A 26,223-nucleotide genomic window follows, 5' to 3' on the forward strand; every position below is an offset into this window, starting at 1 on the left:
GCGGCGCCAGCCATGAGGCGCTGAGGATTGGACATCTACCTGCCCATCGCCGAGGTCTCGGTGAACGCGCCGCTGATCGTGGCGCTGGGCGCCCTGGTGGGGTTCATCTCTGGCCTGTTCGGGATCGGCGGCGGCTTCCTGATGACGCCGATGCTCGTCTTCCTCGGGATTCCGCCCGCGGTGGCCGTGGCCAGCATGTCGAACCACGTGGCCGCGTCATCGATGTCGAGCGTCGTGGCCTACGGCCGCAACCGGGCGGTCGACTGGCGGATGGGCGGCGTCCTGGCGGCCGGCGGCATCCTGGGCGCGATCGCTGGTGTCGAGCTTTTCCGGTGGCTGCGCCTGCTCGGCCAGGCGGACCTCGTGGTGGCGCTCTCCTACCTGATCTTCCTGGGCGTGATCGGCGCCCTGATGCTGACGGAGTCGCTCGGCGCCATCCTGCGGCGCCGGCGCGGGGAGCCGGCTCCGCCTCGACGCGACCGCCGCCCGCCCTGGCTCTATGGCCTGCCGCTCAAGGTGCGCTTCCCGCGCTCGCGGCTCTACATCAGCGTGATCCCGCCTCTCGTGCTGGGCGGGTTCGTGGGCGTCCTGTCGGCCGTGATGGGCGTCGGCGGCGGCTTCATCCTGGTCCCGGCCATGGTCTACATCCTGCGGATGCCGGCGCGCATCGTGGTCGGCACCAGCCTCTTCCAGATCATCATCACCACCGCGCTGACCGGCGTGCTGCAGGCCGGCCGCAACCAAACCGTCGACATTGTGCTGGCGGCCCTGCTGCTGATCGGCGGCGTGCTGGGCGCCCAGTACGGGGCCCGCGCCTCCACACGTTTCCGCGCCGAGGAGCTTCGCGCGATCCTGGCGTTGATTGTCCTGGCGGTGGGCTTGCGGATGGGCCTGGGCCTGTTCGTGCGGCCGAACGAGCCCTTTGTTCTGATGCAGGGGATGGCCGGCTGATGGCCGTGGACTCCGCGCCCCCCGCCGCCGTCTCGGCGGCGCTCACCGAGACCGAGGTGCAGGTCTCGTCCAGCTTCCGCGGCGCGCGGATCGTCCTTTATGGCGCCGTCTTCGACCCAGAGCGGCGGCCCAGCGACGTGGTGGTCATCGTCCGCGGCCCCGAGCAGCCCGTGCGGATCGCCCGCAAGGTGAAGGTGGGGCCGCTCTGGCTGAACAGCCGCCCGGTGGTGTTCCACGGCGCGCCCGGCTTCTACATCGCCGCTTCCACGCGGCCGCTGGACGACATCGCCCGGTTCCGAACGCTGCGGGAGCGCAACATCGGCGTGGACCACCTGCCGATCCGCGCGCCCGCCGAGCAGCGCGTGGAGACCCGCTACGGAGTGCGCGACGTGGTCGTCTCGAGCCTTGGGCCCGACTACCTCCTGTGGCGCCAGGCGGTGGTGCGGCTTAAGGAGAACGCCGGGCTCTATGCCGCCGACGAGCACGGCGTCCGCTTCGTCGACCGGGGCCTGTTCCGCGCCGAGATCGGCCTGCCGGCCCAGGCGCCCACCGGCCGCTACGAGGCCGACATCCTGCTCTTCCAGGACGGGGAGCCGGTGTCGGTGAAGACCCGCACCCTGACGGTCGAGAAGGTAGGCATCGAGCGCACCCTCTATCTCTGGGCGCACCAGCGGCCGTGGACCTACGGCCTGGTCTCCATGGCCTTCGCGCTGGCCGCCGGCTGGGGGGCGAGCCTGGTCTTCCGGCGCGACTAGTCCGGGCCGAGCGAACGCCAGCCCACCGCGTGCACCCGGCCGCGGCCGAGCGCGCCCGCCAGGGGCGGGCGGGCGAACAGCCCGCTGAACGCCTTGTCGCGCACGTTCAGACCGCCGGCGTAGGCTCCAAACGCCGGCAGGATCGCCCGCTCGGCGTCGGTGACGAAGCAGCGGCGCCGCACCGTGCCGCGGGTGGCGCGCACCTTGGCCGCAGGATGGAGGTGACCGGCCACCTCGCCAGGCTGGAGGCCGCCCTGCGGCTCATGGCGCAGGATCAGGCCGTGGAGCTCCAGCTCGTCGGCCGTCTCGCCGGGCAGCCGCTGCGGGCCGTCGGCGTCGTGGTTGCCCACGACCCAGATCAGCCGCCGGCCGAGCGACAGCGCCCGCAGGCGCTGGGCGTCGTCCGCGGCCAGGCGGTCCTCGGAGCGGCGATCGTGGAAGGTGTCGCCCAGCAGGATCACCGCGGCTGGCGACAGGGCGACGACCTCGGCCTCCAGCCGGTCGAGTGTCTCGCGGGTGTCGTACGGCGGCAGCATCTGGCCGCGCGCCGCATAGGATGAGCCCTTCTCCAAGTGGAGGTCGGCCACGACCAGGGTGCGGGCGGCCTCGATCCACATGGCGCCGGATGGCCGCAGCATCACCTCGGCCCGGCCGACGCGGGTCCGCAGCGCCCCGCAGGGGCTGTTGGCGAAGTCGTACACGTGGACGGCGGCAGGCGTACTCAACTCAGGGCCTCGGCGATCAGGTCTTCTTCGGCTTCCGCCAGGATCATCTCGCCCGCGTGGCCCGGCGACCGCTCCTTGCCGATCTCAAGTAGGATCGGAACGGAGAAGGGGGAGAGGTGGTCCAGCGCGGCGTGGCGGATCCTGCCGCGGATGCGCGCCAACATCCCGCCCAGGCGGGCGACGTCGATGAGGCCGGTCGCCGCATCCTCGCGCGCGCAACGCAGCAGCAGGTGGTCCGGCTGGTGCCGGCGCAGGACGTCGTAGATGAGGTCCGTCGAGAAGGTGATCTGCCGGCCCGTCTTCTGCTGCTCGCCCGGGAAGCGCCGCTCGATCAGGCCGGCGATGATCGCGCAGCCCTTGAAGGCGCGCTTCATCATGAAGCTCTCGGCCAGCCAGTCCTCCAGGTCGTCGCCCAGCATGTCCTCGGCGAACAGTTCGTCGAAGTCGAGCTCGTCCATGGGCTTCAGCGACCAGACGGCGAGTGCGTAGTCGTTGCACACGAAGCCGAGCGGTCCGACGCCGGCGCGCTCCAGCCGACGGGTGAGCAGCATGGCGAGCGTGGTGTGGGCGAGCCGGCCGTCGAACGGGTAGCAGACCATGAAGTGCCGCTTCCCGCGCGGGAAGGTCTCCAGCAGCATCTCCTCCTCGGCCGGTATCACCGACCGATCGCGCTGGGCCTCCAGCCACTCGCGGACGTCGGTGGGCAGCACGCGCCAGTGCTCCTGGTCGTACATGAGCTGGCGCACGCGCTTGGCGAGGTAGGTCGAGAGCGCGAACTTCGAGCCCCCCCAGGAGGGCATCTTCGGGTCCTTGTCGTTGGCCGGGCGGACCAGGACGTCGAGGTTGGTGACGCCTTCCAACTGCCAGACTTGGCCGGCGAAGACGAACGTCTCGCCGGGCTCCAGCATTTCCAGCATGCCTTCCTCGACCTCGCCGATCTTGCGGCCGCCGCGGCCGCCCCGGCCGGCGATGCGGACGGACAGCACGGCCGGGGAGACGATGGCCCCGACGTTCAGCCGGTGCCGCTGGGCGGTGGCGATGTCCCGGACGCGCCAGCGGCCGTCCTGGCTCCTTACGATCCGGCGGAAGCGGTCGTAGGTCTTCAGCGCGTAGCCGCCGGTGGAGACGAAATCCACCACCTGCTCGAAGTCCTCCCAGGCGAGCTCCCGGTAAGGGCCGGCGGTGGTCACCTCGTCGTAGAGTTCCAGCATGTCGAAGGGCTCGGAGCAGGCGCAGCCCATGACGTGCTGGGCCAGCACGTCGAGCGCGCCGACCCGGGGCGGATCGCCGTCCAGCCGGTGCTCGGCGATCGCCTCGCGCGCGGCCTGGCACTCCAGCATCTCGAAGCGGTTGGCGGGGACGAAGATCGCGCGGCTCGGCTCGTCGAGACGGTGGTTCGCGCGGCCGATCCGCTGGACCATCCGCGATGCGCCTTTCGGGCTGGCGAGCTGGATGACCAGATCCACGTCGCCCCAGTCGATGCCGAGATCGAGGGTGGAGGTGCAGACGACGGCGCGGAGTTCGCCGCGGGCCATGGCCGCCTCCACCTTGCGCCGCTGCTCGGCCGCGAGGCTACCGTGGTGCAGGGCGATGGGGAGGTTGTCCTCGTTCAGCCGCCAGAGCTCCTGGAAGGCGAACTCCGCCTGGAAGCGGGTGTTCACGAAGACCAGCGCGGTGCGGCTCTTCTTGATGACCTCGTAGACCTCGGCCATGGCGTGCTGGGCTGTGTGGCCGGCCCACGGCACGCGGCCCTCGGAGAGCAGGACGTCGACCACCGGCTCCGCCCCGCCGGGACCCAGCACGAGGTCGATGCTGCCGGGGCCGCCAGGGCCAGCCATCCAGCGCTTGATCACCTCGGGATCGTCCACGGTGGCCGAGAGGCCGACGCGGCGCATGTTGGGCGCGAACTGCTGCAGACGGGCGAGGTCCAGCGCCAGCAGGTCGCCGCGCTTGGACGAGTGCAGGGTGTGGATCTCGTCCAGCACTACGCATCTCAGGCTCTCGAAGAAGGTCCGTGCGCCCTCCCAGGCGCAGAGCAGGGCGAGCTGCTCGGGCGTGGTCAGCAGGATGTCGGGCGGCTTCAGGCGCTGCCGCTGGCGGCGACTGACCCCGGTGTCCCCCGTACGGCTCTCGGCCACCACCGGCAGGCTCATCTGCAGGATGGGCGCGTTCAGGTTCCGCTCAACGTCCACCGCCAGCGCCTTCAGCGGCGAAATGTACAGAGTGTGCAGGCCGGTGGGCGCGTTCGCGGCCGGGCGCTGCGAGAGCTCGATCAGGCTGGGCAGGAAGCCGGCTAGGGTCTTGCCGCCGCCGGTGGGCGCGATCAGCAGGGCGTCGCGGCCGGCCTGGGCGCGTTCGATCATCCCGAGCTGGTGGGCGCGCGCCGACCAGCCCCGCTTCGCGAACCAGTCGGCGAACCGGGGCGGCAGCAGGTCGGAAGCGGGGACCGCGGCGTCGGCCATCGCTCGCCTATAGCATGTTCCCGTTCCGTTTCACGAGCCGCCGCGCGCACTTGCTTACGCTGTAAGTGGACGGCATGGTGCGCCGCTTCGAGCAAGGGAGGAGCCGCCATGAACCCGGCCGCGGAATTCGACATCATCGTCTACGGCGCCACCGGCTACACCGGCCGCCTGGTGGCCGAGCACCTCGCGCAGCGCTACGGCGTCGGGGGCGAGGTGAAGTGGGCGATGGCCGGCCGCAGCCAGGCCAAGCTCGAGCAGGTGCGCGACGAGATCGGCGCGCCACAGGGCACGCCGCTGGTGGTCGCCGGCGCCGACGACCCCGCCAGCCTGGAGGCCATGGTCCGACGCACCAAGGCGCTGATCACCACGGTGGGTCCCTACCAGCTCTACGGCGACAAGGTGATCGCCGCCTGCGCCGCGGCCGGCACGGACTACCTGGACCTCACTGGCGAGCCGAACTGGATGGCCCGCACGATCGCGGCCCACCACGAGACGGCGCAGAAGACCGGCGCGCGGCTCTGCCACTCGTGCGGCTTCGACTCCATCCCGTTCGAACTGGGCGTGCTGTTTTGCGAGGAGACGGCGAAGCAGAAGCTGGGCGGCCCCGTCCCGCGGGTGAAGGCGCGCCTCCGTGCGATGAGGGGCGGGCTCTCGGGCGGCACCGCCGCCAGCGGGGCGGCCACCATGGCGGCGATCCAGAAGGACCCGTCCCAACTGGCCGTGATGATGAACGACTTCGCCCTGACTCCGGGCTTCCAGGGACCGGCCCAGCCGCCCGGCAATCAGGTTCAGCACGACGAGGACGTGGGCGCCGACGTGGGTCCGTTCATGATGGCGGTGATCAACACCAAGAACGTGCACCGCTCGAACTTCCTGATGGGCCACCCCTACGGCCGCGACTTCCAGTACGACGAGATGTCGATCCTGGTCCCGGGCGCGCCCACCGAGTTCACGGCTGTGGGACAGGCCGGTCCGAAGCCCGGCGAGGGGCCCACCAAGGAGGAGCGTGAGAGCGGCTTCTTCGACGTCCTCCTGATCGGCATCGCGGCGGACGGTCGGAAGGTCCGCGTCTCGGTGAAGGGCGACCGCGACCCGGGCTACGGCTCGACGTCGAAGATGCTGGCCGAGTCCGCCATCTGCCTGGTGAAAGAATGCCCCGAGGTCCCCGGCGGCGTGTGGACGCCGGGCGCGGCCATGCAGACGAAGCTCATCGAGCGCCTGCAGGCCCACGCCGGCCTGACCTTCATGGTTGAGGACTGATCCGGAGGGACGCGGGCCTCAGTGGCTCGCGTCCACCCCGCTCTGCCCGCGAAGCTGCATGTGGGCGATCACCGTGCCCGGCAGGTTCTCCTCGAGCCAGGCGGCCATGGACCGCTCCTCGCTGAGCGACTGCTGGAGCAGCCGGACGGCCGCGCCTTCCCCGCAGGCCTCTCCCATCAGGATCAGCGACCGGTAGGCGGTGATCTCGAACTGCGCCATGGCCGCGTTGGCCATGCTGTTCTTGAGGATTTCGTCGCCGGCCGCCGCGTTCATCATGGCGCTCATGTTGGCCGACATCTGCATGGCCGCATCCTTGAGCGCCGACGAGCTCTCGCCCTGCTGCGCCAGGATCTGGTCCAGCCGCTCGATCTGGCGCTCCACCTCGCCGAGGTGCTGCTCCAGGCGGGCCTTCAGCTTCGGATAGTTCTCCAGCCGGTCGAGCTGGCGCTGGACCATGGTCCGGCAGTTCATTTCGGTGGCGTGGGCGTTGCGCAGCCCCACCAGGAACAGCTTGCGGGCCTCGTCCGGATCGACGGGGACGGCCATGGTCTCCGTGCCCAGGTTGCCGGTCATCGCCACGTCCATCTCGCTCGCCATCTCGCTTGCTCCTTGCGGCGTCCTGCCGGTCATCTCGAAGAGGAGCTCGACGCGCCGCGCGGCGACCGCGCGGCCGAGCTCGTAGAGGTCGAGGTCCGTGCGCCGGACCTCGGGGAAATAGGAGGTCTCCTCCTCCTGGACGTGGTGCTCGATGGCCTGGGCCAGCTTCAGGAACAGCGCGTCGTAGCTCTCGTCGACGGTGGTCCGCTCGCGGAGCTGGCGGATGAGCAGCTTGGCCTCGCCGTGCTCCTCGCGGGCATGGTCCGTCTTCGGCTTGTCGCCGCTGGCGGCCTGGGCGGCGGGATAGAAGAGCTCTTCCTCCACCTGCATGTGGACCGTGAGCGCCGTCATGGCCTTGTGGGCGACTTTCAGCTTCTCGGCCTCGTCGGTCGCCTCCTGGTACCAGGCGAAGAAGCTTCGAGCCTCCAGGTGGTCCATGATCAGCAGGTTGATGGCGTCCGGCGCCACCTTCTTGCCGGCCATGATCGCGGCGCCGGCGGAGATCGGCTCGGCCGCCCCGCGGTCAGGAACGATGATCTTCTCGTGTCGCATGCCGGCCTCCGCCTCAGAACGACGACGGCTGGACGCGCTCGGCGTAGCCCGTCGTCGCGCCGTCGCGGTCTTCCCTGAGGCCGGGCACCGGGTTCGGTCCGTCTGTCTCGTCGCGGTACTCGCCGCCCTGCGCCTGCCGATGCTCCTGGATCACCGCCTCGCTCGGGACCCAGTCGCCGTTGACCTGGCGGTTGTAGGCGAAATAGCGGTCCTCGGACGGCAGCTCGCGGACCGACACGAAGTTGGAGTCCTTGGAGGTCAGGTCCACCTGAGTCCCGAGGATGTGCCGCAGCCAGGCCTTGTTCTCCTGGATCTGCAGCGGCCGGATCTCGCCGGCGGTGATCAGGGCCTCGGGCTCGCGCTTCTCGATCTTGCGCATCATGTCGGCCGCGACGCGCAGGTGCTCGAGCTCCTGGGCCAGGTGCAGCTCCCAGATCGCCTTGAGCTGCGGGTCCGCCTCGTCCTGCAGGTAGGAGTAGTAGTTCCAGCACTCGTTGAACTCGTGCAGCACCCAGTTCTCCAGCCAGGTGGCCGTCGGGTCGAGGATCGACTCGTAATGGGTGACGTGCTGCTCCTCGATCATCGCGATCTCGGCGTAGAGGCCGCGTGCGATCGGCTCCTGGAAGCGGTTGCCGATGTTCATGTAGTAGTTGACCACCTGCTGCTCGGCGCAGAGCACGGTCAGCGCGTTAACCAGCGACTGCGGGTCGGCGGCCAGCGTGGTCATCGGCCGGCGGATCTCGTCGTAAGGATGCCGGTGCTCGAAGACGGTGGGCCGACCGGGCGTGATCTCCGTGAGGTGACCGACGATGTCCTCGGCCTTCTTGCCTTCGATCATCTCGTACAGGTTGGCGTACCGGTAGAGGTGGTCGAAGTCCTCCAGGACGCCGAACTCATAGCACTGCCGCAGATAGGGGTCCGGCTCGTTCTGGGCGACCCAGGCGGTGAGTTCCACGGCGATCTGCTCGTAGCCTAGCGTGACCTCCAGCGTGGTCTCGTCGCCGGGGATCATCCAGTTGATCGCCTTCTGCTGCTGCGACTCGATGCGCCGCACGAAGGCGAGCTGCTTCTTCACGTCGGGATCGAGCGTGTTGCGGGCCATGTTGTGGGAGAAGAGGATCGACTCCACCTCGACGCCGTTGGCCAGGATCGCCCGCGCGCGGCTGAACGGGTGGATCTCCTCCTTCCGGTACGGCGTCACATTCAGCTCGGACCAATTGCGAAGCTGCCTGTCGAGCGGGATGCCCCGCTCGTTGAAGGGATTGAAGGTCATGGGACGTCCCGCCTGGAGTTGCTGACCCTGCAACCGCAAGGTGCGGATATTTGTTCAACTCGGCCGTAGGCTTATCTGGCGACTACGGGGCAAAATCTCGAAATCGTGAGGAGATATCAGTCCAACAGGCATGATGATCTTCCGAAATGCTAATCTGGTTGCCTGCGAATAGTGGCGATCCCTGTCGCGCCGACCGTCAACGATCGGTCATCGAACCGTAGCTCGGCTGTAGAACGCCGCTGCTAGTCCCCGGCCCGTGCCGCAGGTCGGCGGGGGATGGATCAGATGAAGAAGTTGCTTTGGGCGGGCGCCGCGGCGCTGGCCATGACCTCGTGGATGGCGGGCGCGGCCCGCGCCGAGGAGACCGTCGCGAGCGCCGAAGGCACGGTCGAGGAGATCGTGGTGCTGGGCCGCGGCGAGGCTCGTCAGGTCCAGACGGTGAGCGCCGAGGAGCTGCAGCTCGAAGTGGCCGGCGCCAGCCCACTGAAGATGGTCGAGAAGCTGCCCAACGTGAACTTCCAGGCGGCCGACCCTTTCGGCAGCTACGAGTGGGCCACCCGGATCAGCATCCGCAGCTTCAACCAGAGCCAGCTCGGCTTCACCCTCGACGAGGCGCCGCTGGGCGACATGAGCTACGCGGCCCACAACGGCCTGCACATCAGCCGCGCCATCGCCAGCGAGAACGTCGCCGCCGTGGAACTGGCCCAGGGGGCCGGCGCGCTCGACACGGCTTCGGCCAACAACCTCGGCGGCACGCTGAAGTACGTCTCGCACGATCCGCAGGCGGAGTTCGGCGGGCTCGTGGCGCTCACCGGCGGCAGCGACTCGACCTTTCGCGGGTTCGCCCGGCTGGAGACGGGCGAGCTCGCCACCGGCTTCCGCGGCTACGCCAGCTACTCCTACGGCACGGCCGACAAGTGGAAGGGCGTGGGCGAGCAGCGGCAACAGCAGATCAATGTGAAGGGCGTGCAGCCGCTGGGCGAAGGCTCGCTGACCGGCTGGGTGAACTGGTCCAAGCGTCGCGAGAACGACTACCAGGATCTGTCCCTGGCCATGATCGACCGCCTGGGCTGGAGCTGGGACAACATCTCGGGCGACTGGGCGCTGGCCGTCCGCCTGGCCGAGATCGCCAACAACCGCGGCGACACCGGCGTGACGCCGGCGCTACCGTCGGCCGGGACCACCTATCCGGCCCCGTTCCTGACGGTCGACGACGCCTACTTCAACGCCGCCGGCCTGCGCGATGACGTGGTGGGCGCCATCACGCTCGCCATGCCGGTGGGCGAGAACTTCGAGTACCGCGCCACCCTCTACGGCCACGACAACGAGGGCCAGGGCCTCTGGTACACGCCCTATGTCCCCTCGCCGAACTACGGCGTGGCGGGCGCCACCGCCAATGACGCGCCGATCTCGATCCGCACCACCGAGTACGATCTGAAGCGCTACGGCTTCGTCGGCTCCGGGACGCTCCGGCTGGGCGCCCACGTCATCAACGCCGGCGTCTGGTACGAGAACAACGAGTTCAACCAGGCCCGCCGCTACTACGGCCTGAACCGCGCCGCGCCGCAGCGCGATCCGCTGGCCATGCAGTCGGGCGCCTTCCGCACCGACTGGGAGTACGACTTCTCGACCACCACCTGGAAATTCCACGTCCAGGACACCTGGACGGTCACCGACCAGCTCACGGTCAACTTCGGCTTCGCCTCCCTGTCGGTGGAGAACGAGGGCCGGACGGTCTTCGCCCGCACCCCAGCGGCGGAGAAGAACGGTGTGATCGAGGCCAAGGAGAACTTCCTGCCGCAGGCCGGTGTCCGCTACGAGCTGAGCGCCGACAGCGAGCTGTTCGCCGCCTACTCCCGCAACATGCGCGCCTTCGCGAGCTCGGGCACCGAGGGGCCGTTCTCCACCACCCGCGCGGGCTTCGACGCCATCCGCGACGACCTGAAGCCGGAGATTTCCGACACCTTCGAGGCCGGCTGGCGCTTCCGCGCCTCCAGCCTCCAGGGCGTGCTCGCCGTGTACCACGTGAAGTTCAAGGACCGGCTCTTCGCCGTGCCGGTGGGCTCGGGCATCCAGGGCAACCCGGCGGCGCTGTCCAACGTCGGCGGCGTCACCGCCACCGGCTTCGAGGCGGCCGGCTCCTGGGCGTTCGCCGACAACTGGTCGCTGTTCGGCTCCTACGCCTACAACGACAGCACCTACGACGACGACACGTTCGACGGGAACGGCGTGCTGGTGGCCCGCACCTCGGGGAAGACCACGGTGAACACGCCCGAGCACCTGGCCAAGGCCGAGCTCGGCTACGATGACGGCGCCTTCTTCGGCCGGCTGTCGGTGTCCTATCTGAGCAAGCGCTACTTCACCTACGAGAACGACCAGAGCGTTCCGTCGCAGACCTTGGCCGAGCTCGCCGTGGGCTACCGCTTCGCCGGCTCGCCGTGGCTGGAGGGGCTGGAGGCCCAGCTCAACGTCACCAACCTGTTCGACAAGGAATACGTCTCGACGCTGGGCTCGAACGGCTTCCCGCTGCGCGGCGACAGCCAGACCCTGCTGGTCGGCGCGCCGCGCCAGGTGTTCGCGACGCTCCGCAAGTCCTTCTGATCCCCTCAGCCTCGAGGGCCCGGCCTCGCGCCGGGCCCTTCCTCTTTGGGATTGCCGCGCCCGACGCCCGGCAGGATGCTGACCGCATGAAAGCCGGCCTACTCGCCCTCGCCGCGCTCGCGCTCAGCGCCTGCTCGCAGCCCACCGACGCCCAGCCGCCCCCGGCCGCGTCACAGGCGTTCCCGAAGCCCGACCGGCCCGTCGCCGACATCGTCAGCCCGGTGTGGTCCAGCGGGCCGGACCGCGACAAGGCCGACGAGTCGGGGCAGCTCGTGCGCGGGCTGGGCATCACCGCCGGGATGAGCGTCGCCGACATCGGGGCGGGCTCGGGCTACCACACGATCCGGCTGTCGCCGGTGGTGGGGCCGAGCGGCCGGGTCTACGCGCAGGACATCATGCCGGACTACCTCGCGGACCTGCGGACCGAGGTCGAGCGCCGGGGCCTGGCCAATGTGGAGCTGGTGGTGGGCGCGCCCGACGATCCGAAGCTGCCGGCTCCGGTCGATCGCGCCGTGCTGGTCCACATGTACCACGAGGTCGAGAACCCCTATGCGCTGCTCTGGAACCTGGCGGGATCGCTGAAGCCGGACGCCCGGGTGGGCGTCATCGACCTCGACCGGCCGACGCCGCGGCACGGCACGCCGCCAGCCCTGCTGCAATGCGAGTTCGAGGCCGTGGGCTACCGCCAGGTGGACCTCGTCACCCTGAGCGGCGGAGGCGGCTACCTGGCCGTCTTCGCGCCGCCCGCCCCGGGGCGGAGACCCGCCCCGGGCGCCATCCGTCCCTGCCGCGCCTAGGCGATCTCGGGATCGGAGTCGACCACGGAGCGGACCAGCTCCACGACCTTGCGGCGAACGCGCGGGTCGGCGATCCGCGGGAAGGCCGCGGCGAGCTCGAGCCCCTCGGGCGTCAGCAGGAAGTCGTGCGCGCCGGCGGTCGAAGGGCTCTCGCCATTCTCCGGCAGGCCCTCGAAGAAGTAGTTGATCGGCGCCTGGAGAGCGTGCGCGGTCTCCCACAGCTTGGAGGCGCTCACCCGGTTTGCGCCACGCTCGTACTTCTGGATCTGCTGGAAGGTGATGCCCAGGGCGTCGGCGAGGCGATCCTGGCTCATCCCGAGCTCCTTGCGCCGCATGCGGATGCGCAGGCCCACGTGCCGGTCGACCGGATGCGCGTCGGGATCGGTGGGAACGGCGGCGGCCAACTGGCTCGCCTTGATCGGCTTGGTCATGAGAGTGTCGCCCCGTAGTTGTCGTTCGTCGCCGAGCGGCGGCCCCAGCGCGGCTCGACCTGAGCCTTAGGAACACCAAGCCAACTGAGGGTTGAAGTCCGGCGATACTCATTTTGGGGCGCTCGCCCGAGAAGTGCGGCCAGCCGCCGCATCTTCGCGCCATGCGGGAGCGCCGACCGGGCCGGGATCAGGCCGACTCGGCGGCCATCCGATCCCATTCGGCCACCACGCCCAGCCGCGCCATGGCCTCGAACATCCGGCGGATGTTCATCTGGTTGTCGGTCATGAACTGCTGGAAGGCCGGCCGAGCGAGCACGGCGGCGGGCGCCACCAACCCCTCGGCCTGCCGGACGCAGAGCCCGTCCTTCACCAGCTTGTTGGCGTGACGCCGCACCGTCTCCTCCGGCAGGCCCAGCCGTTCGCTGATGGTCACGAAGCGCACTGGCCGGCGCAGCCCGTCGGAGACGAAGCCGGCCGCACCGTCGTCGTCGGTGCCGGACTCCTCGTCCGGCAGGTGCTCGGTATTGCAACGGAGCACCGTCAGGAAGATCAGGCCTCGCACCAGGTCGCCCACATGGGCAGTGAGCAGGTCGACGGTGCGCAAGGCGAAGTCGGAGACGATCCGCACCACGGCCCGGACGGGCACGGGCGGGGCCGCCGCCGCCGCCCGATCGGGGCGGGGCAGGCCGGTGGCCACGCCCAGGTCGCGCATCCTGTAGTAGAAGTCGCGCACGGCGGCGTAGCTCGCCAGGGTGTTGTCCCGGTGCGCCGGGGAGTGGAGCAGGACGCCGGGAACGTAGACCCCGGTCGGCGTGGTCACCAGGGCGCCGAAGCCCGCCAGCCGCGCCACCCGACGGCGGACGGTCTCATAGGGAAGGCGCAGCGAGTGCGCGATGGCGCTGACGCTCACCCGCCGGCGCAGGTCGTCCGGCGGCACCGCATCGTAGTCCGCATAGGTCACGGCCACGTCGGGGTCGCGGGTGAGGGTGGAGACGTTCGCCTGGACGATGGCGATAAGGATCAGCGAGTCCAGGAGGTCCAGCGGTCCGCGGCCGAGCGCCACGAGGTCCAGGAAGAAGGCGGCGCCGACGCGGCCGGCGAGCCTGAGCCTCGGAAGGGGCAAGGGCAGGGACGTGGGCTGTTGCATGGGTGTGCTGACGGAACGGCGCCGACAACGTCCTACCGTCGCGGGTTGTATGCAACCAGGGTTATGCAACCTGGGCGAAAATCGCGTGAGAGGGGAAGTTGGCCGGCCCCGCAGGGGCAGTAGGGGGGATGCCAGGGGTGTGGCGGAGCCGGCCGTTCCAACCGCACCGATCGGGGGGCTTCGTGCGGTCGGGAGGCAGAACGCCGATGCGGGGAGGCCGTTCCCGGCGCTCCCCAACTATTGGCAAGCCCATCGCGATGGACGAGGCTCGCCGCCTCGAACACGGGAGACCCCGATGCGCCTGACCCTGCCTGCGGCCGCCGTGGTCGCCCTTGCGCTCGCCGCCTGTTCTCCGGATCCCGAGGATCGCGCGGCCGACGCCACGCCCGCGGGCGTCGCCGCGACACCGACCCCAGCGGCGGGCGAGGCAGCCTCGGAGGCCGCGGCGGTCGAGGCCGCCGCCGCCGCCGACGCCGCCGGGGCCAAGTCGCCCGGCGAAGACGACGCTGGGGCGACCGCGGCCTCCGCCGCGGCGACAGCCGAGCGGAAGGTCGAGGCTGCGCCGCACTGACGCAGGGCCGCCGCGCCCGCTCTCCACCGCATCTTAGGGAATTTACCCTTTCCTGCCCGGGACTTCTCAAAAGCGCCCGGGGGGGCGAACGAAAGATGCGTCACCTGAGTGCGGCCGGCCGGCTCTCGCGCCGGAGCCTGATCCTCGCCGCCGGGGCCGGTCTCGTGTCCGCGCCGTCCGCCTTCGCGGCCCAGCCGCACCGCGTTCGCCCCGCTGCTCCGCCGGCTGCCGGCTCCGGGCACGCCGCAGGGGGCGAGGCCGCGCCCTCACCGGAGGCCGCCATGGCCCGCCTGATGGCCGGCAACGCCCGCTACGTGGCAGCCAAGGCGACGCACCCCAACGGCGACGCCGCGCGCCGCCGCCTGGTGGCCGGCGCCCAGCATCCGTTCGCCACTATCCTGGCCTGCGCCGACAGCCGGGTGGCGCCGGAGCTGGTCTTCGACCAGGGCCTGGGCGACCTGTTCGTGGTGCGTGTGGCCGGAAACGTGGTGGACGACGCCGTCCTCGCCTCGATCGAATACTCGGTGATCCACCTCGGATCGAACCTGATCATGGCGCTGGGGCACGAGCGCTGCGGCGCCGTGAAGGCGACCGCCGAAGCGCTGGACGGCCATCCCTCGCCCGAGGACGCCGACACCAAGATCGGCGCGCTGGCGGCCCTGATCGCGCCGGCCGTGCGGGCGGTGCCGTCGGACGCCACGGACCGGGTCGATGCGGCCGTGTCGCTCAATGCCGCTCAGGCGGCGGCCGAGATCTTCGCCGGCTCCAAGCCGCTGCGCACCCGCGTGCTGGCCGGGCAGCTCAAGATCGTCGCGGCGCGCTACGACCTGGACGACGGCCGGGTCACGCCCGCCAGGGGCGGTCGCGACATCGTCTGAGCCGATCGGTTCAGGCGCCGGTGGCGGGGGCGGTGCGCGCCAGGGCGCGCGCCTGCGCGCGGCAGGCCTGGGCCAGCACCGCCGCGCCCAGAACGGCGGAAAGCAGCGAGCCGGTCAGCACGCCCAGCTTCACCTCCCCCTGCAGCACTGGTGAGGCGGGAAAGGCCAGCAGGCCGATGAACAGGCTCATGGTGAAGCCCACGCCGCAGAGGATGCTGGCGCCGTAGACCTGCGCCCAGTTCGCGTCCTCGGGACAGTCGGCCCAGCGCAGCCGGACGGCGAGCCAGGTGAAGGCGAAGACCCCGATCTGCTTGCCGAGGAAAAGGCCCATGGCGACCCCCAGCGTGACCGGCGCGAAGAGGGCGTCGGCTGGCAGGCCGCCCAGCGGCACGCCGGCGTTGGCGAAGCCGAACACCGGCACCACCAGGAAGGCGCTCCACGGATGCAAGCCATGCTCCAGCCGGTGCAGCGGCGACCCGGACGCGTCCGGCTTGGCCGGTGAGGGCGTGAGCGGGATCGTCAACGCCGCCGCCACGCCGGCCAGGGTGGCGTGTACGCCTGACATCAGCACGCAGACCCAGAGGACCGCGGCGCCCAGCAGATAGGGCCAGAGCGCCATCACCTTGAACCGGTTCAGCGCCACCAGGGCGGCCAGCACGGCGGCCGAGGCGGCCAGCCAGGGGAGGGCGAGCTCGGCCGTGTAGAACAGGGCGATGATCAGCACCGCGCCGAGGTCGTCGACGATGGCCAGCGCCGTGACGAAGATCTTCAGCGAGATCGGCACGCGTCGGCCAAGCAGGGCCAGGATGCCCAGGGTGAAGGCGATGTCCGTCGCCGCCGGCGTGGCCCAGCCGCGCAGGGCCTCGGGCGTGTCGCGCGTGATCGCCACATAGATGAGCGCAGGCACGACCATGCCGCCGAGCGCCGCCAGACCGGGCAGGATCCGTCTCGGCCAGGTGGAGAGCTGCCCGTCCACCAGCTCGCGCTTCACCTCCAGGCCCACGATCAGGAAGAAGACCGCCATCAGGCCGTCGTTGATCCAGTGCAGCAGGCTCAGCGGCCCAACGTAAGCCTTCAGGACGTTGAAGTAGGTCGTCGCCAGCGGCGAATTCGCGATGATCAGGCCCGCGGCGGCGGCGCCCATCAGCACGAGCCCGCCGAGCGCCTCCCCGGTCAGGAAGGCGCGCATGGCGGAACGGCGGCGGCGAAGCCGGGCGCGAAGGCGAAGTGCGGTCAAGCGATGGGGCTCCTCGGTGCTCCGGGGTGAACATCCCGTCGGGCGGCAAGGTTCTGCTCAGAAGGACGGATCGCGACCGGCCAACCTCCAAGCAACCTATGCCTTAAACCGCGCCGCGCTGGGTTCAAAGAACCGGGAGGAACACGGCTCCTGTTCAGCCCCCGCGCCGGCGCGCGCCCAGAAGGTCGGTCCAACGCCAGGCGCCGCCGCCCAGCACCACGCGCCCCGCTCCCGGATGGTCGCCGAGCGACAGCAGCACCAGCCCCTGCACGGGGTCGTCCCGGCAGTGCTCGGGCGCGAAGGCCACTTCCATGACGATGGCCTGGCGGACGCCGGCGAGGCCCTTGCCTTCCTGGCCTGGGCTGCGCAGCCAGTCGCCGTCCCAGACCAGGATCGCGCGGCCGGTGGCCACGTTGGCCCGAGCGACCGCACCGCGGACCTCAGGATCGCGGCGCAGCGCCGCCTGCAGCCGCCGGACCATGTCGCAGGGCTGCCCGCCGCCGCCTGCCCCCGTGCCGGAGCCGTCGCCAGATCCGGCGCCGACGGTGCGCGCGCCAGCCAGCTCGGCGTCCCCGAGGGTCACCAGGGCCACGGGCGCCGGAGTCTCGGTGACCTGCGCCACCAGAGGCGGAACGGTGGGCGACGGCGGGGCTGGGCGTACGCGCAGCGCCGGGCGGGATGGGGTGGGCTTCGGCGGCGCGGGCGGGGCGGGCGCGGCTTCGTCGTCCAGCGGCGGGCCCGGCGGCGGCGTGGGCGGCGGGATCGGTGGCGGCGGCGCCAGCAGGGTCACCGCCAACGGCGGCTCCTCGTAGGTCTTGAACGCCGGCTCGGGCTGGGCCGAGAGGAAGGCCAGGGGGATCAGGAGGTGCGCCCCCAGGCTCACCGCCACGGCGATCGTGCGCCGCCTGCGTTCCTCACCTCTCCTCGCCATCGGCCGAACCAAGCCCGCGTTCGCGTCAGGATCGTGGCGCCGCCACGGCCAAGCTGCCGGAATTAGGCCACGCTCGCGTCATCACGCCGCCACCTGAGCTGCTGCACCTTGGCAGCGGCGAGAGCGCCCGGGCGGGGGCCCGGAGAGAGAGGAACGTGACTTGAAGAATTCGAAGATGAGGATGGTGGCGGTGACTGGCGTCGTGCTCGCGGCCGGTTTCGTCACGACGGGTTGCGCCAGCCACCGGTTCGTGCGCGACCAGGTGGCCGTCGTGGACACCCGGGTGACCCAGGTGGAAGGCACTGCCGGCGAAGCGCTGGCGCGCGCCAACGCCGCCCACAAGCTGGCGGAGGGCAAGTTCCTCTACCAGGTGGTGCTGTCGGACGACTCGGTGAAGTTCCCGGTCGACCGCCACGCCCTGTCGCCCGAGGCCCAGGCGCGCCTCGACGAGCTCGCCCAGCGTCTGATGGCCGAGAATCGGAACGTCTACCTGGAGATCCAGGGCCACACCGACGCGTCGGGACCCGAAGCCTACAACGACCAGCTCGGCGAGGCCCGGGCCGAGGCCGTCCGCAAGTACCTCAGCCAGAAGGGCGTCGCGCTGAACCGCATGGCGACCATCTCCTATGGCGAGGAAGCGCCGGTCGCCCCGAACGACACGCCCGACGGCCGGTCGCAGAACCGCCGCGTCGCCATCGTCGTGCTGAGCTAGGCCGGACGGCGGCGGCCCTACGCGGGCCGCCGCCTCCGTTCCTGTGGAAAGACTTAGGGTTAACTTTCCGGAAGGGGCGACTCACGGCTTCTAGTCCTTGGAGAGGGGCGCTGGAAAACGAGACGAGCCATGCCTGACGCCACCTACGTCGCCTTCGTCCCGTCCAAGCACAGGGACGAGCTGCGCAAGATCCTTCAGACTGAGGATACCGGACCGCTCGCGTGGCGTGAGCGCCGCAGCCTGTTCGGAAGCGAATTCTACTTTTCCGGCCCGCCCGTCCTGGCCCGTAAGGCGCAGGCCTACGTGGCCGAGTGGGTCCTGTCGCACTAAGCTCCCGCCGTCGGCGCGCCGCGCCGCCTAGCCGGGGGAACGCATGAGCCGACCGAAACGCACGCTGGGCGCCCTGGCCGCGGCCGCCCTGACGGCCGGAGCCGGGACCGGCGACGCCGTGGCCCAGCCGGCCCGCGCGCGCGAGCTGGGGATCACCCCGGGCGTCCTGTCGCCCGGCCCGCTGAACGCCATCACCGACGTCTCCGGCGTCCGGGTCGGCCACCTCACCCGACACGAGGAGCCCGACATCCACACCGGCGTCACCGTCGTCCTCCCGCACGAGGGCAACCTCTTCCAGGACAAGGTCCCCGCTGGGCTGGCCGTCGCCAACGGCTTCGGCAAGCTGATGGGGGCGACGCAGATCGCGGAACTGGGCGAGATCGAGACACCGATCGCGCTCACCAACACCCTCGCCGTGCCGCGCGCCGCCGACGCCCTGATCGGCTGGACCCTGGCGCAGCCCGGCAACGAGCAGGTCCGCTCGGTCAATGCGGTGGTGGGGGAGACGAACGACGGCTACCTCAACAACATCCGCAAGCGGGTGATCGGCCCGGACGACGTGCTGAAGGCCCTGGCCGACGCCAAGCCCGGCCCGGTGGCGGAGGGCGCGGTAGGCGCGGGCTCCGGGACCATGGCGTTCGGCTGGAAGGGCGGGATCGGCACCAGCTCGCGACGGCTGCCCTCGGCATTGGGCGGCTACACCGTGGGCGTGCTGGTGCAGAGCAACTACGGGGGGACCCTCACCATGGCAGGGGATCCGGTCGGGCTGCGCCTGCGCCGCCACTATCTGCAGGAACACGCGCCGGCGCCCCGAGAGCCGTCCACCGCCGACGGCTCGATCATGATCGTCGTGGCCACCGACGCTCCGCTCGGCGACCGCAACCTCCGCCGCCTGGCGGAGCGCAGCTTCGCGGGCCTGGCGCGGACCGGCTCGGCCTTCACCAACGGCTCGGGCGACTACGCCATCGCCTTCTCCACCGCCCCTTCCGTCCGCCGCACGCCGGCGCGCCGCGCAGCCGTCGCCCAGGTGGAGGAGCTGCCGAACGACGCCGTCTCGCCGCTGTTCGTGGCCGTGGCCGACGCCACGGAGGAGGCGATCTACAACTCGCTGCTGATGGCCCGCACCATCGAGAGCCGCGACCTCGACGGCAAGCCGGTCCGCGGCGAGGCCCTGGACCGCAGGGCGCTCCGCCCGCGGTCATGACGCGGCCCTTGCCCTGGACCCCCCGGCGCATCACGGTGCGCGCCGTTTCCTGTCCGCATGCTGGAGTTCCCGAATGGCCGCCGACGCCCTCGCCCGAGACGTGGGCCCGGAGCCCGCGCCCGCGTCCGCGTGTCCGGTCTGCGGCGGCCGTCTTGCCCGCTTCCGCCATGACTGGCTGCGACGGTGCGAAGGCTGCGGCACGCTACGGGGCCTGCTCGAGATCGCCATCCCGGACACGCCCAGCGAGGCGCTGATCGACGAAGCCGCCCGCGAGGCCGGCCTCGCCGCCCTGCGCGAACGCAACAACGCCGTGCTGCTGGACGCTGTGGAGCGGGCCGGGCTGCCCGGCCGGCGCCTGCTCGACGTTGGCTCCGGACCCGGCTTCCTCCTGCGCCAGGCCGCCGCCCGCGGCTTCCAGGCAGAAGGCGTGGAGCCGGACGCCAACGTCATCGCCGCCACCCGCGGTCAGGGGCTCGCCGTCCGCCACGGCTACTTTCCCGACGCGCTCGACCCCGGCGCCTCCTATGACCTGATCGTCTTCAACGACGTGCTGGAGCACGTGCCCGACGCCGCGGCGGCGCTCGAGGCGAGTTTCCGTCACCTTGCGCCGGCCGGCGTGCTTTGTCTGAACTGCCCGGACCGGCGCGGCCTCTTCTTCCGGACGGCCGCCGCGCTCGACCGCCTGGGGGTCTCGGGGCCCTATGACCGGCTCTGGCAGAAGGGCCTGCCGTCGCCGCACGTCTGGTACTTCACGCCCGACGGCCTGCGGCGGGCGGGCGCCCGGGCCGGCTTCACGCCTTTGGGCGAGGTCCCGCTGCGCACGGTGGACATCGCGGGCCTGTGGCAGCGGATTCGTTTCGTGAAGGGCGGTTCGCTGCCTGCGTCGCTCGCGGCCTACGGCTTCGCCGTTGCCGCCACGCCGGTCAGCGCCGTGCTGCCGGACGCCGTCGCCTGCCTGCTGCGCAAGCCCGCCTGAGGCTCAGTCGCCCCAGAGCGCCACGACGCCCCGGACGGCCAGGCCGTCGAACAGCCGCTGCACGTCGGCGGCGTTGGCCTTCAGCACAGCGCGCCAGGGACGGCTCGCCAGCATTTCCTCGGTGACCATGAAGCCGAGCTCGGTGCGCGCGACCACACCCTCTTCGGTCAGCCGCAGGAGCTGGCGGCGCGTGGTTTCGGCCGGCAGGCGAAGCCGCCGCGAGAGCTCGGCCGGACGCACCGGCCGCCGCACGCCCGGCCGCACCTGGCCGTCGCCGGCCAGGGTCGGGGCGTCTGTGCCGCCGGCCGCCGCGCCGAGCAGCGCGAGCGCCGACATCCGGTCCCCGGCGATCCGCACCACGCCGGCCGACACCCGCAGGAGATAGTCGCTCACCAGGCGGGCGGCGCCGCGCATCAGGCCTTCGCCCTCGGCCGGGAAGGCTCGCTCGGGCAGCGGCCTCAGCAGGCCGTACGCCTGCAGCTCGTCGTGGAAGCTGCGCAGGCGGCCGTACATCTGCATGACCGAGCCCAGGTAGGCCGGTGAGGACAGGAAGGCGGCCGGCACGATCACGCCGCGCTCCTCGATGGCGCAGACGCCGGCCGCGCTGAGCCGGTGGATGTGCCGCCGGGCGGTCTCGAACGGCAGGCCCAGCGACAGGGCAATGGCGCTGATGCTCACCGGGCGTCGCTCGTCGTCGGGCGCCGGGGCGGCCAGGTCGCCGTAGCGCCGGCGGGCCGCGGGGTCCTGCGTCAGAGGCAGGATGTTGGCCTGGTTGATGGCCATGACCAGCAGGGCGTCGGCGCTGTCCAGGTCGGCGATGCCGAGCGAGGCGACGTCCACGAGGAAATCGAGGGAGAGATCGCCGATCACCCGCTCGCGCAGGATCGAGGCCAGTTGAGGAGACACATAGGACACGGACGAACCACTAGGCGGGTTTCATCCCGCGAGACAATGGCTCGTCACCCAAACTGGGGCTGGGCCGCACGCCCCGCTGGCGGCGGCCGCCGCGGCTCGCGCGGCGCGTGCGCGCGACCGCCCGCGACATCGCCGCCCAGCGGCGGGGTTCCGCTTCCGTTCCGATCCGACTCCGCTAAACTCCGTCGGTGACCGCGCTCCCTGTCAGCCTCGACCTCGCCCCCGCCCTGGTGGTGCTGCCCGGACCCCGTGCGGCGGTGGCGGATGCGGTCGGCGCCCGCACCATCCGCGCCCCGGAAGCCCGCGACCTGCTGGAGAGCGCGCCGGTGCTGCTCGCGCACGCGGCGATGACCGCGCGGCGGCTGGGGAACAACGCCCCGCCGCGGAGCCCGCGGATCTTCGACGCGCTGGAGCTCTTCGCCTTCGTGCGGCCGGCGCGGTTCTGCGCGCCGTCGGCGGCGGGCCTCGCCCAGGCGCTGGGCCTGCCCGAGCCTCGCGGGGCGGAGGCTCAGGCGTCCACGCTCCGGGACGCCTGCCGCCTTCTCCTGGCCGAGCTCGCCGCCGCGCCCGAGCCCTCGCGCGAAGAGGCGCTGGCGCTCGCCGAGACGCTCGCCCGCGCCGGCTGGTCCTGGGGGCAGGCGGCCGTCGGGGCGCTCCGCACCGCCCCCGTGGGCAACATGTTCCGCTCGTCGGGGCTCGATGTCTGGGCCCGGATGATCGAGTGGGAGGCCGAGGCGCCCCCGGGCGAGGCGGGTTCGAAGCCGGTCGGGGCCGAGCATGCCGCCCAGCGCCTGAAGGAGCTGCTGCACCGCTCCGGCCTGGACGAGGCCAGGCCTGCCCAGGCCGAGTTCGCCGCCGAGGCGGCCTTCGCCTTCCTGCCGCGCGAACGCGAGGGCGAGCCGCGGATGATGCTGGCCGAGGCCGGCACCGGCACCGGCAAGACGCTCGCCTATCTCGCCCCCGCCTCGCTGTGGGCGGAGGGCAATGGCCCGTCCGTCTGGGTCTCCACCTACACCCGCGCCCTGCAGCGGCAGATCGAGCGCGAGAGCGCCTCGGTGTTCCCGGACCCGAAGGTGCGGGCGAAGAAGGCGGTGGTCCGCAAGGGACGCGAGAACTACCTGTGCCTGCTGAACTTCCAGGACCACGCCAACCAGGCCCAGCTCGGCGGCGCGGATCTGGTCGGCATGGGACTGGCCGCCCGCTGGGCGCGGGCGACCCGCGACGGCGACATGACCGGCGGCGACTTCCCCGCCTGGCTGCCCACCCTGTTCGCCGTCTCGCCCGCGGCGCAGGCCAGCGCCGCCAATCTGGTGGACCGCCGCGGCGAGTGCATCCACGCCGGCTGCCAGCACTACCGCACCTGCTTCGTGGAGAAGGCGATCCGCGGCTCGCGGCGCGCCGACATCGTGATCGCCAACCACGCGCTGGTCATGACCCAGGCCGCCTTCGACGGGGCTCGCGCCGCGCGGGGCTCGAAGGCGGACGCCGAGACCACCCAGCTCAAGCGCATCGTGTTCGACGAGGGCCACCACCTGTTCGACGCGGCCGACAGCGCGTTTTCCGCCGCGCTGTCCGGGGCCGAGAGCGCCGAGATGCGCCGCTGGATCCGCGGGCCGGAGGGGCGCGGCCGTCGCGGACGGGGCCTCGAAGCCCGGCTGCTGGATGTGCTGGGCGATCACGACGAGGCCAAGCAGGCGCTGGTCCAGGCCACCCACGCGGCCGCCGCCCTGCCAGGCGAGGGCTGGTCCGGCCGCATCGCGCCGCCGAACGGCGAGGTGAACCCGATAGGGCCCGTCGAGCAGTTCCTGGTCGCCGTGCTGGAACAGCTCCGGGCCCGCGCCGCCCCGTCCGAGGTGGGCATGGAGTGCGCCGCCCGCCCGGCGCTCGACCTCGTGCGCGACACCGCCCGCGAGGCGGCCGCCGCCCTGGCGCGGATCGAGGCGCCGCTGCTGGCGCTCGCCCGCGCACTCGAGGACGTGCTGGACGAGGAGGCCGCCACCCTGGGGCCCGCCGAGCGGGCGCGGATCGAAGGCGCGCTCCGCGGCCTCGACCGCCGGGCAAGGATGACCCTGCCGGCCTGGCGCTCCATGCTGCGCGCCATCGACGAGGACGCCGAGGACGACCCGGACTTCGTGGACTGGTTCGACGCCACCTTCCTCTACGGCCGGGTGGTGGACGCCGCCTGCCGCCGGCATTGGGTCGACCCGACCGAGCCGCTGACCAACGCCGTCATCGCGCCCGCCCACGGCGTGCTGGTCACTTCGGCGACGCTCGCCGACCAGACGCTGGACGACCCCTTCGCCCTGGCCGAGATGCGCACGGGCGCCGCGCGCCTGCCGGACAGACCGAAGACGCTGCGGCTGACCTCCCCGTTCGACTACGCCGCCCAGGCCCGCTGCTTCGTGGTCACCGACGTGGGCAAGGACGACCCCCGCCAGATCGCGGCGGCCATGCGCGAGCTGTTCCTGGCGGCCGGCGGCGGGGGCCTCGGGCTGTTCACCGCCATCCGGCGTCTCAAGGCGGTGCACGAGCGCATCGCCGCGCCGCTCGCCGACAAGGGCCTCGCCCTCTACGCCCAGCATGTGGACCCGCTCGAGGTTGGGGCGCTGGTGGACATCTTCCGCGCCGAGGAGGACGCCTGCCTGCTCGGGACCGACGCGGTCCGCGACGGTGTCGACGTGCCCGGCCGCTCGCTCCGCTGCCTGGTGTTCGACCGGGTGCCGTGGCCCAGGCCCGACCTGCTGCACAAGGCGCGCCGCGCGCGCTTCGGCGGCAAGGGCTACGACGACGCCATCGCCCGCGGCCGCATCTCCCAGGCCTTCGGCCGGCTGATCCGCCGCGCCGACGACAAAGGCGTGTTCGTCATGCTCGACGCCGCCGCGCCGACGCGCCTGTTCTCCGCCTTGCCGGAGGGGGTCGAGCTGCAGCGGATCAGCCTCGTGGAAGCCATCGAGAAGACGACCGAGTTCCTGGCCGTGCAGCCCGCCGCCTGAGCGGTTTGCGGAGACGCGGCCGCCCGGCTACTGAGCGGGCATGAAAAGCTTGGGTCTCATCGGCTTCGGCCAGTTCGGCCAGCTCGCGGCCGGAGTGCTGAAGGCCCGCTTTGACGTCCTCGTGGCCGACAAGGCCGCGGACGCGGAGGCTCGCGCCGTCGCCCTCGGCGTGGGCTTCGGGACCCTGGAGGCGGCCGCCGCGCGCGAGGTCGTGGTGGTGGCTGTGCCGGTGCCGGCGATGCGGCAGGTGTTCGCCGCCATCGCGCCGCACCTGAAGCCCGGCGCCCTGGTGGTGGACGTGGGCTCGGTGAAGGTGCTGCCCGCGCGCTGGATGACCGAGCTCCTGCCGGACAGCGTCGACATCGTCGCCACCCACCCGCTGTTCGGGCCGCAGAGCGTCGCGCGCGACGGCCTGCCGGGCCTGCGCTTCGTGGTCTGCCCGATCCGCGGCGATGGCCATGAGAAGGTCGCCGCCTATGGCCGCGAGCTCGGCTTGGCCGTGACCGTCACGACTCCCGAGGAGCACGACCAGGAGATGGCCTACGTCCAGGCCCTGACGCACCTGATCGGTCGCAGCCTGGTGAACCTCGGCATCCCCGACGAGCGGCTGGCGACCCAGTCGTACCAGCATCTGCTGGAGCTCTGCGGCCTGATCGGCGCCGACACCTTCGAGCTGTTCACCGCCATACAGACGCAGAACCCGTACGCGCCGGACGTGGTGCGGGCTTTCGTCGCCCAGGCCCAGGACCTGCTGGAGAAGGTCGAGACCGCGCCTAGGCCGTCATGAACGCCACCAGCGCGTCCGCCACGGCGCGGTTGTGCTCTTCCAGGCCGATGGTGATCCGCACGTGGCCGGGCAGGCCGTAGTTGCCGACGCCGCGCACCAGCAGGCCGCGCGCTGCCAGGTAGGCCTCGGCATCCTTCGCCGTCTTGCCGGGGGTCGCCGGGAATCCCACCAGCAGGAAATTGGCCGCGGACGGCAGCACCACCTCGAGGCCCGCGCCGCCGAGCTGCTGGGCGAGCCAAGGCCGCCACTGCTCCACGTGGTCGATCGACCGCTTCTGGAAGTCCTCGTCGGCGAGGGCCGCGATGGCGGCGGCCTGCCCCGGGATCGAGATGTTGAACGGCAGGCGGATGCGGTCCATGGCTGCGATCATCTCGGCGGGCGCATAGCCCCAGCCCACCCGCAGCGCCGCCAGGCCGTGCAGCTTGGAGAAGGTGTGGGTGACGACCACGTTCTCCGCCGTCCGCGCGAGGTCGAGCCCGTCGTCGAAGGCGGGATCCAGGCAGAACTCGCCGTAGGCGCCGTCGAGCACCAGCACCACGGAGGGCGGCAGGGCGGCGTGCAGCCGCTCGATCTCCGAGAACGGGATCCAAGTGCCGGTGGGGTTCGCCGGGTTGGCGATGAACACCAGCCGCGTGCGGTCGTCGACGCACTTCAGCACCTCGTCCACCGAGATGGTGTAGTTCGGCTCCCTGGCGCGGCGCACCTCCGCCTGGCAGGCGTAGGCGCCGATGGCGTAGGCGGCGAAGCCGTACTCGCCCTGAACGATGTTGTCACCCGGCTCGAGGAAGGTCTGGTTGAGGAGCTGGAACACCTCGTCCGAGCCCTGGCCGAAGATCAGCCGCTCGGGCTCCAGGCGGAACCGCTCGGCCACGGCGGCGCGCAGCAGGCTGGTGCGGCTGTCGGGATACATGTGCAACTGGTCGGCGGCGCCGGCGTAGGCCTCGCGCGCCTCGGGGCTGCAGCCCAGGATGTTCTCGTTGGCCGACAGCTTGATGGGGTTCTCGACGCCCTCTGCCTTGGCCTTGCCCGGCACGTAGGCGTGGATGTCCATGATCCCGGGCTTGGGCAGCGGGCGCGCCGCCCGGGCGCGATCGTTCAGCGGGGCGTCGTCGGACATCGGACCGTCGGAGTTGCAGCT

General features: G+C 71.5%; 23 protein-coding genes. 13 read left to right on the top strand and 10 right to left on the bottom strand.

Annotated features, from left to right (window positions below; genetic code table 11):
* Window positions 1-27 precede the first annotated feature (27 nt).
* Both ACE3Q8_RS14055 and ACE3Q8_RS14060 read left to right on the top strand, forming a co-directional pair.
* Window positions 28-951 carry a sulfite exporter TauE/SafE family protein gene (locus ACE3Q8_RS14055; RefSeq protein ID WP_374470909.1) on the top strand — a complete coding sequence of 308 codons (924 nt, stop codon included), beginning with the start codon at window positions 28-30 and terminating at the stop codon, window positions 949-951.
* Entirely contained in the window at window positions 951-1,706 is a 756-nt protein-coding gene (locus ACE3Q8_RS14060; RefSeq protein WP_374470910.1) for a TIGR02186 family protein, read from the top strand. Before ACE3Q8_RS14055 ends, ACE3Q8_RS14060 begins: the two co-directional genes overlap by 1 nt.
* Here the strand turns inward: ACE3Q8_RS14060 and pdeM are convergent.
* Window positions 1,703-2,407, bottom strand: a complete 705-nt coding sequence (gene pdeM / locus ACE3Q8_RS14065) for a ligase-associated DNA damage response endonuclease PdeM (RefSeq protein WP_374470976.1) — start codon at window positions 2,405-2,407, stop codon at window positions 1,703-1,705. The genes ACE3Q8_RS14060 and pdeM overlap by 4 nt on opposite strands.
* 20 nt (window positions 2,408-2,427) lie before the next feature.
* Window positions 2,428-4,893, bottom strand: coding sequence for a ligase-associated DNA damage response DEXH box helicase (locus ACE3Q8_RS14070; RefSeq protein ID WP_374470911.1), 2,466 nt, complete (start codon window positions 4,891-4,893; stop codon window positions 2,428-2,430).
* 108 nt (window positions 4,894-5,001) lie between these two features.
* On the opposite strand from ACE3Q8_RS14070, the gene ACE3Q8_RS14075 reads away from it, so the two are divergent.
* On the top strand, window positions 5,002-6,153 hold the full coding sequence (locus ACE3Q8_RS14075) for a trans-acting enoyl reductase family protein (RefSeq protein WP_374470912.1): 1,152 nt from the start codon (window positions 5,002-5,004) through the stop codon (window positions 6,151-6,153).
* Between the two features lie 18 nt (window positions 6,154-6,171).
* On the opposite strand, the gene ACE3Q8_RS14080 is transcribed toward ACE3Q8_RS14075, so the two are convergent.
* On the bottom strand, window positions 6,172-7,302 hold the full coding sequence (locus ACE3Q8_RS14080; RefSeq protein ID WP_374470913.1) for a DUF892 family protein: 1,131 nt from the start codon (window positions 7,300-7,302) through the stop codon (window positions 6,172-6,174).
* A 13-nt stretch (window positions 7,303-7,315) separates the two neighbouring features.
* Window positions 7,316-8,575, bottom strand: a complete 1,260-nt coding sequence (locus ACE3Q8_RS14085) for a hypothetical protein (RefSeq protein ID WP_374470914.1) — start codon at window positions 8,573-8,575, stop codon at window positions 7,316-7,318.
* Window positions 8,576-8,860: 285 nt separating this feature from the next.
* Between ACE3Q8_RS14085 and ACE3Q8_RS14090 the strand changes: the two genes are divergently transcribed.
* Together ACE3Q8_RS14090 and ACE3Q8_RS14095 are read left to right on the top strand one after the other, a co-directional pair.
* Window positions 8,861-11,176 (top strand): TonB-dependent receptor, encoded by a 2,316-nt coding sequence (locus ACE3Q8_RS14090; protein WP_374470915.1) that lies wholly within the window; start codon window positions 8,861-8,863, stop codon window positions 11,174-11,176.
* An 86-nt stretch (window positions 11,177-11,262) separates the two neighbouring features.
* On the top strand, window positions 11,263-11,973 hold the full coding sequence (locus tag ACE3Q8_RS14095; protein ID WP_374470916.1) for a class I SAM-dependent methyltransferase: 711 nt from the start codon (window positions 11,263-11,265) through the stop codon (window positions 11,971-11,973).
* On the opposite strand, the gene ACE3Q8_RS14100 is transcribed toward ACE3Q8_RS14095, so the two are convergent.
* Both ACE3Q8_RS14100 and ACE3Q8_RS14105 read right to left on the bottom strand, forming a co-directional pair.
* Window positions 11,970-12,404, bottom strand: a complete 435-nt coding sequence (locus ACE3Q8_RS14100; RefSeq protein WP_374470917.1) for a helix-turn-helix domain-containing protein — start codon at window positions 12,402-12,404, stop codon at window positions 11,970-11,972. The two genes, ACE3Q8_RS14095 and ACE3Q8_RS14100, sit on opposite strands and share 4 nt — an antisense overlap.
* Window positions 12,405-12,591: 187 nt before the next feature.
* Window positions 12,592-13,551: a hypothetical protein gene (locus ACE3Q8_RS14105; protein ID WP_374470918.1), complete on the bottom strand. Its 960-nt coding sequence runs from the start codon at window positions 13,549-13,551 to the stop codon at window positions 12,592-12,594.
* 295 nt (window positions 13,552-13,846) lie between these two features.
* Between ACE3Q8_RS14105 and ACE3Q8_RS14110 the strand changes: the two genes are divergently transcribed.
* Together ACE3Q8_RS14110 and ACE3Q8_RS14115 are read left to right on the top strand one after the other, a co-directional pair.
* Window positions 13,847-14,122 (top strand): hypothetical protein, encoded by a 276-nt coding sequence (locus ACE3Q8_RS14110; protein WP_374470919.1) that lies wholly within the window; start codon window positions 13,847-13,849, stop codon window positions 14,120-14,122.
* A gap of 281 nt (window positions 14,123-14,403) precedes the next feature.
* Window positions 14,404-15,000: a carbonic anhydrase gene (locus tag ACE3Q8_RS14115; protein ID WP_374470920.1), complete on the top strand. Its 597-nt coding sequence runs from the start codon at window positions 14,404-14,406 to the stop codon at window positions 14,998-15,000.
* 10 nt (window positions 15,001-15,010) lie between these two features.
* Here the strand turns inward: ACE3Q8_RS14115 and nhaA are convergent, their stop codons facing one another.
* Together nhaA and ACE3Q8_RS14125 are read right to left on the bottom strand one after the other, a co-directional pair.
* Window positions 15,011-16,237, bottom strand: a complete 1,227-nt coding sequence (gene nhaA / locus ACE3Q8_RS14120) for a Na+/H+ antiporter NhaA (RefSeq protein ID WP_374470921.1) — start codon at window positions 16,235-16,237, stop codon at window positions 15,011-15,013.
* Between the two features lie 154 nt (window positions 16,238-16,391).
* Window positions 16,392-17,168, bottom strand: a complete 777-nt coding sequence (locus ACE3Q8_RS14125; protein ID WP_374470922.1) for a hypothetical protein — start codon at window positions 17,166-17,168, stop codon at window positions 16,392-16,394.
* A gap of 160 nt (window positions 17,169-17,328) precedes the next feature.
* Here ACE3Q8_RS14125 and ACE3Q8_RS14130 point away from each other — a divergent pair, with 160 nt between their 5' ends.
* The 4 genes from ACE3Q8_RS14130 (at window position 17,329) to ACE3Q8_RS14145 (ending at window position 20,390) form a co-directional block, all read left to right on the top strand.
* A complete protein-coding gene (locus tag ACE3Q8_RS14130; RefSeq protein ID WP_374470923.1) occupies window positions 17,329-17,880 on the top strand; it encodes an OmpA family protein in 552 nt (183 codons plus the stop codon).
* Between the two features lie 129 nt (window positions 17,881-18,009).
* Window positions 18,010-18,210, top strand: a complete 201-nt coding sequence (locus ACE3Q8_RS14135) for a hypothetical protein (RefSeq protein ID WP_374470924.1) — start codon at window positions 18,010-18,012, stop codon at window positions 18,208-18,210.
* 43 nt (window positions 18,211-18,253) lie between these two features.
* Window positions 18,254-19,414 (top strand): P1 family peptidase, encoded by a 1,161-nt coding sequence (locus ACE3Q8_RS14140; protein ID WP_374470925.1) that lies wholly within the window; start codon window positions 18,254-18,256, stop codon window positions 19,412-19,414.
* A gap of 73 nt (window positions 19,415-19,487) precedes the next feature.
* Window positions 19,488-20,390 carry a methyltransferase domain-containing protein gene (locus tag ACE3Q8_RS14145; protein WP_374470926.1) on the top strand — a complete coding sequence of 301 codons (903 nt, stop codon included), beginning with the start codon at window positions 19,488-19,490 and terminating at the stop codon, window positions 20,388-20,390.
* Between the two features lie 3 nt (window positions 20,391-20,393).
* On the opposite strand, the gene ACE3Q8_RS14150 is transcribed toward ACE3Q8_RS14145, so the two are convergent.
* Window positions 20,394-21,305, bottom strand: coding sequence for a hypothetical protein (locus ACE3Q8_RS14150; RefSeq protein ID WP_374470927.1), 912 nt, complete (start codon window positions 21,303-21,305; stop codon window positions 20,394-20,396).
* Between the two features lie 188 nt (window positions 21,306-21,493).
* Between ACE3Q8_RS14150 and ACE3Q8_RS14155 the strand changes: the two genes are divergently transcribed.
* Window positions 21,494-24,298: an ATP-dependent DNA helicase gene (locus ACE3Q8_RS14155; protein WP_374470928.1), complete on the top strand. Its 2,805-nt coding sequence runs from the start codon at window positions 21,494-21,496 to the stop codon at window positions 24,296-24,298.
* Between the two features lie 40 nt (window positions 24,299-24,338).
* The gene (locus ACE3Q8_RS14160) at window positions 24,339-25,085 is read left to right on the top strand and encodes a prephenate dehydrogenase/arogenate dehydrogenase family protein (protein ID WP_374470929.1); all 747 of its coding nucleotides are present in this window, start codon (window positions 24,339-24,341) and stop codon (window positions 25,083-25,085) included.
* Here ACE3Q8_RS14160 and hisC read toward each other — a convergent pair.
* Window positions 25,072-26,202 carry a histidinol-phosphate transaminase gene (gene hisC, locus ACE3Q8_RS14165; RefSeq protein WP_374470930.1) on the bottom strand — a complete coding sequence of 377 codons (1,131 nt, stop codon included), beginning with the start codon at window positions 26,200-26,202 and terminating at the stop codon, window positions 25,072-25,074. The two genes, ACE3Q8_RS14160 and hisC, sit on opposite strands and share 14 nt — an antisense overlap.
* Window positions 26,203-26,223: the final 21 nt, after the last annotated feature.

The sequence above is a fragment of the Phenylobacterium sp. genome (genome assembly GCF_041913825.1).
Taxonomy (GTDB): Bacteria; Pseudomonadota; Alphaproteobacteria; order Caulobacterales; family Caulobacteraceae; genus Phenylobacterium.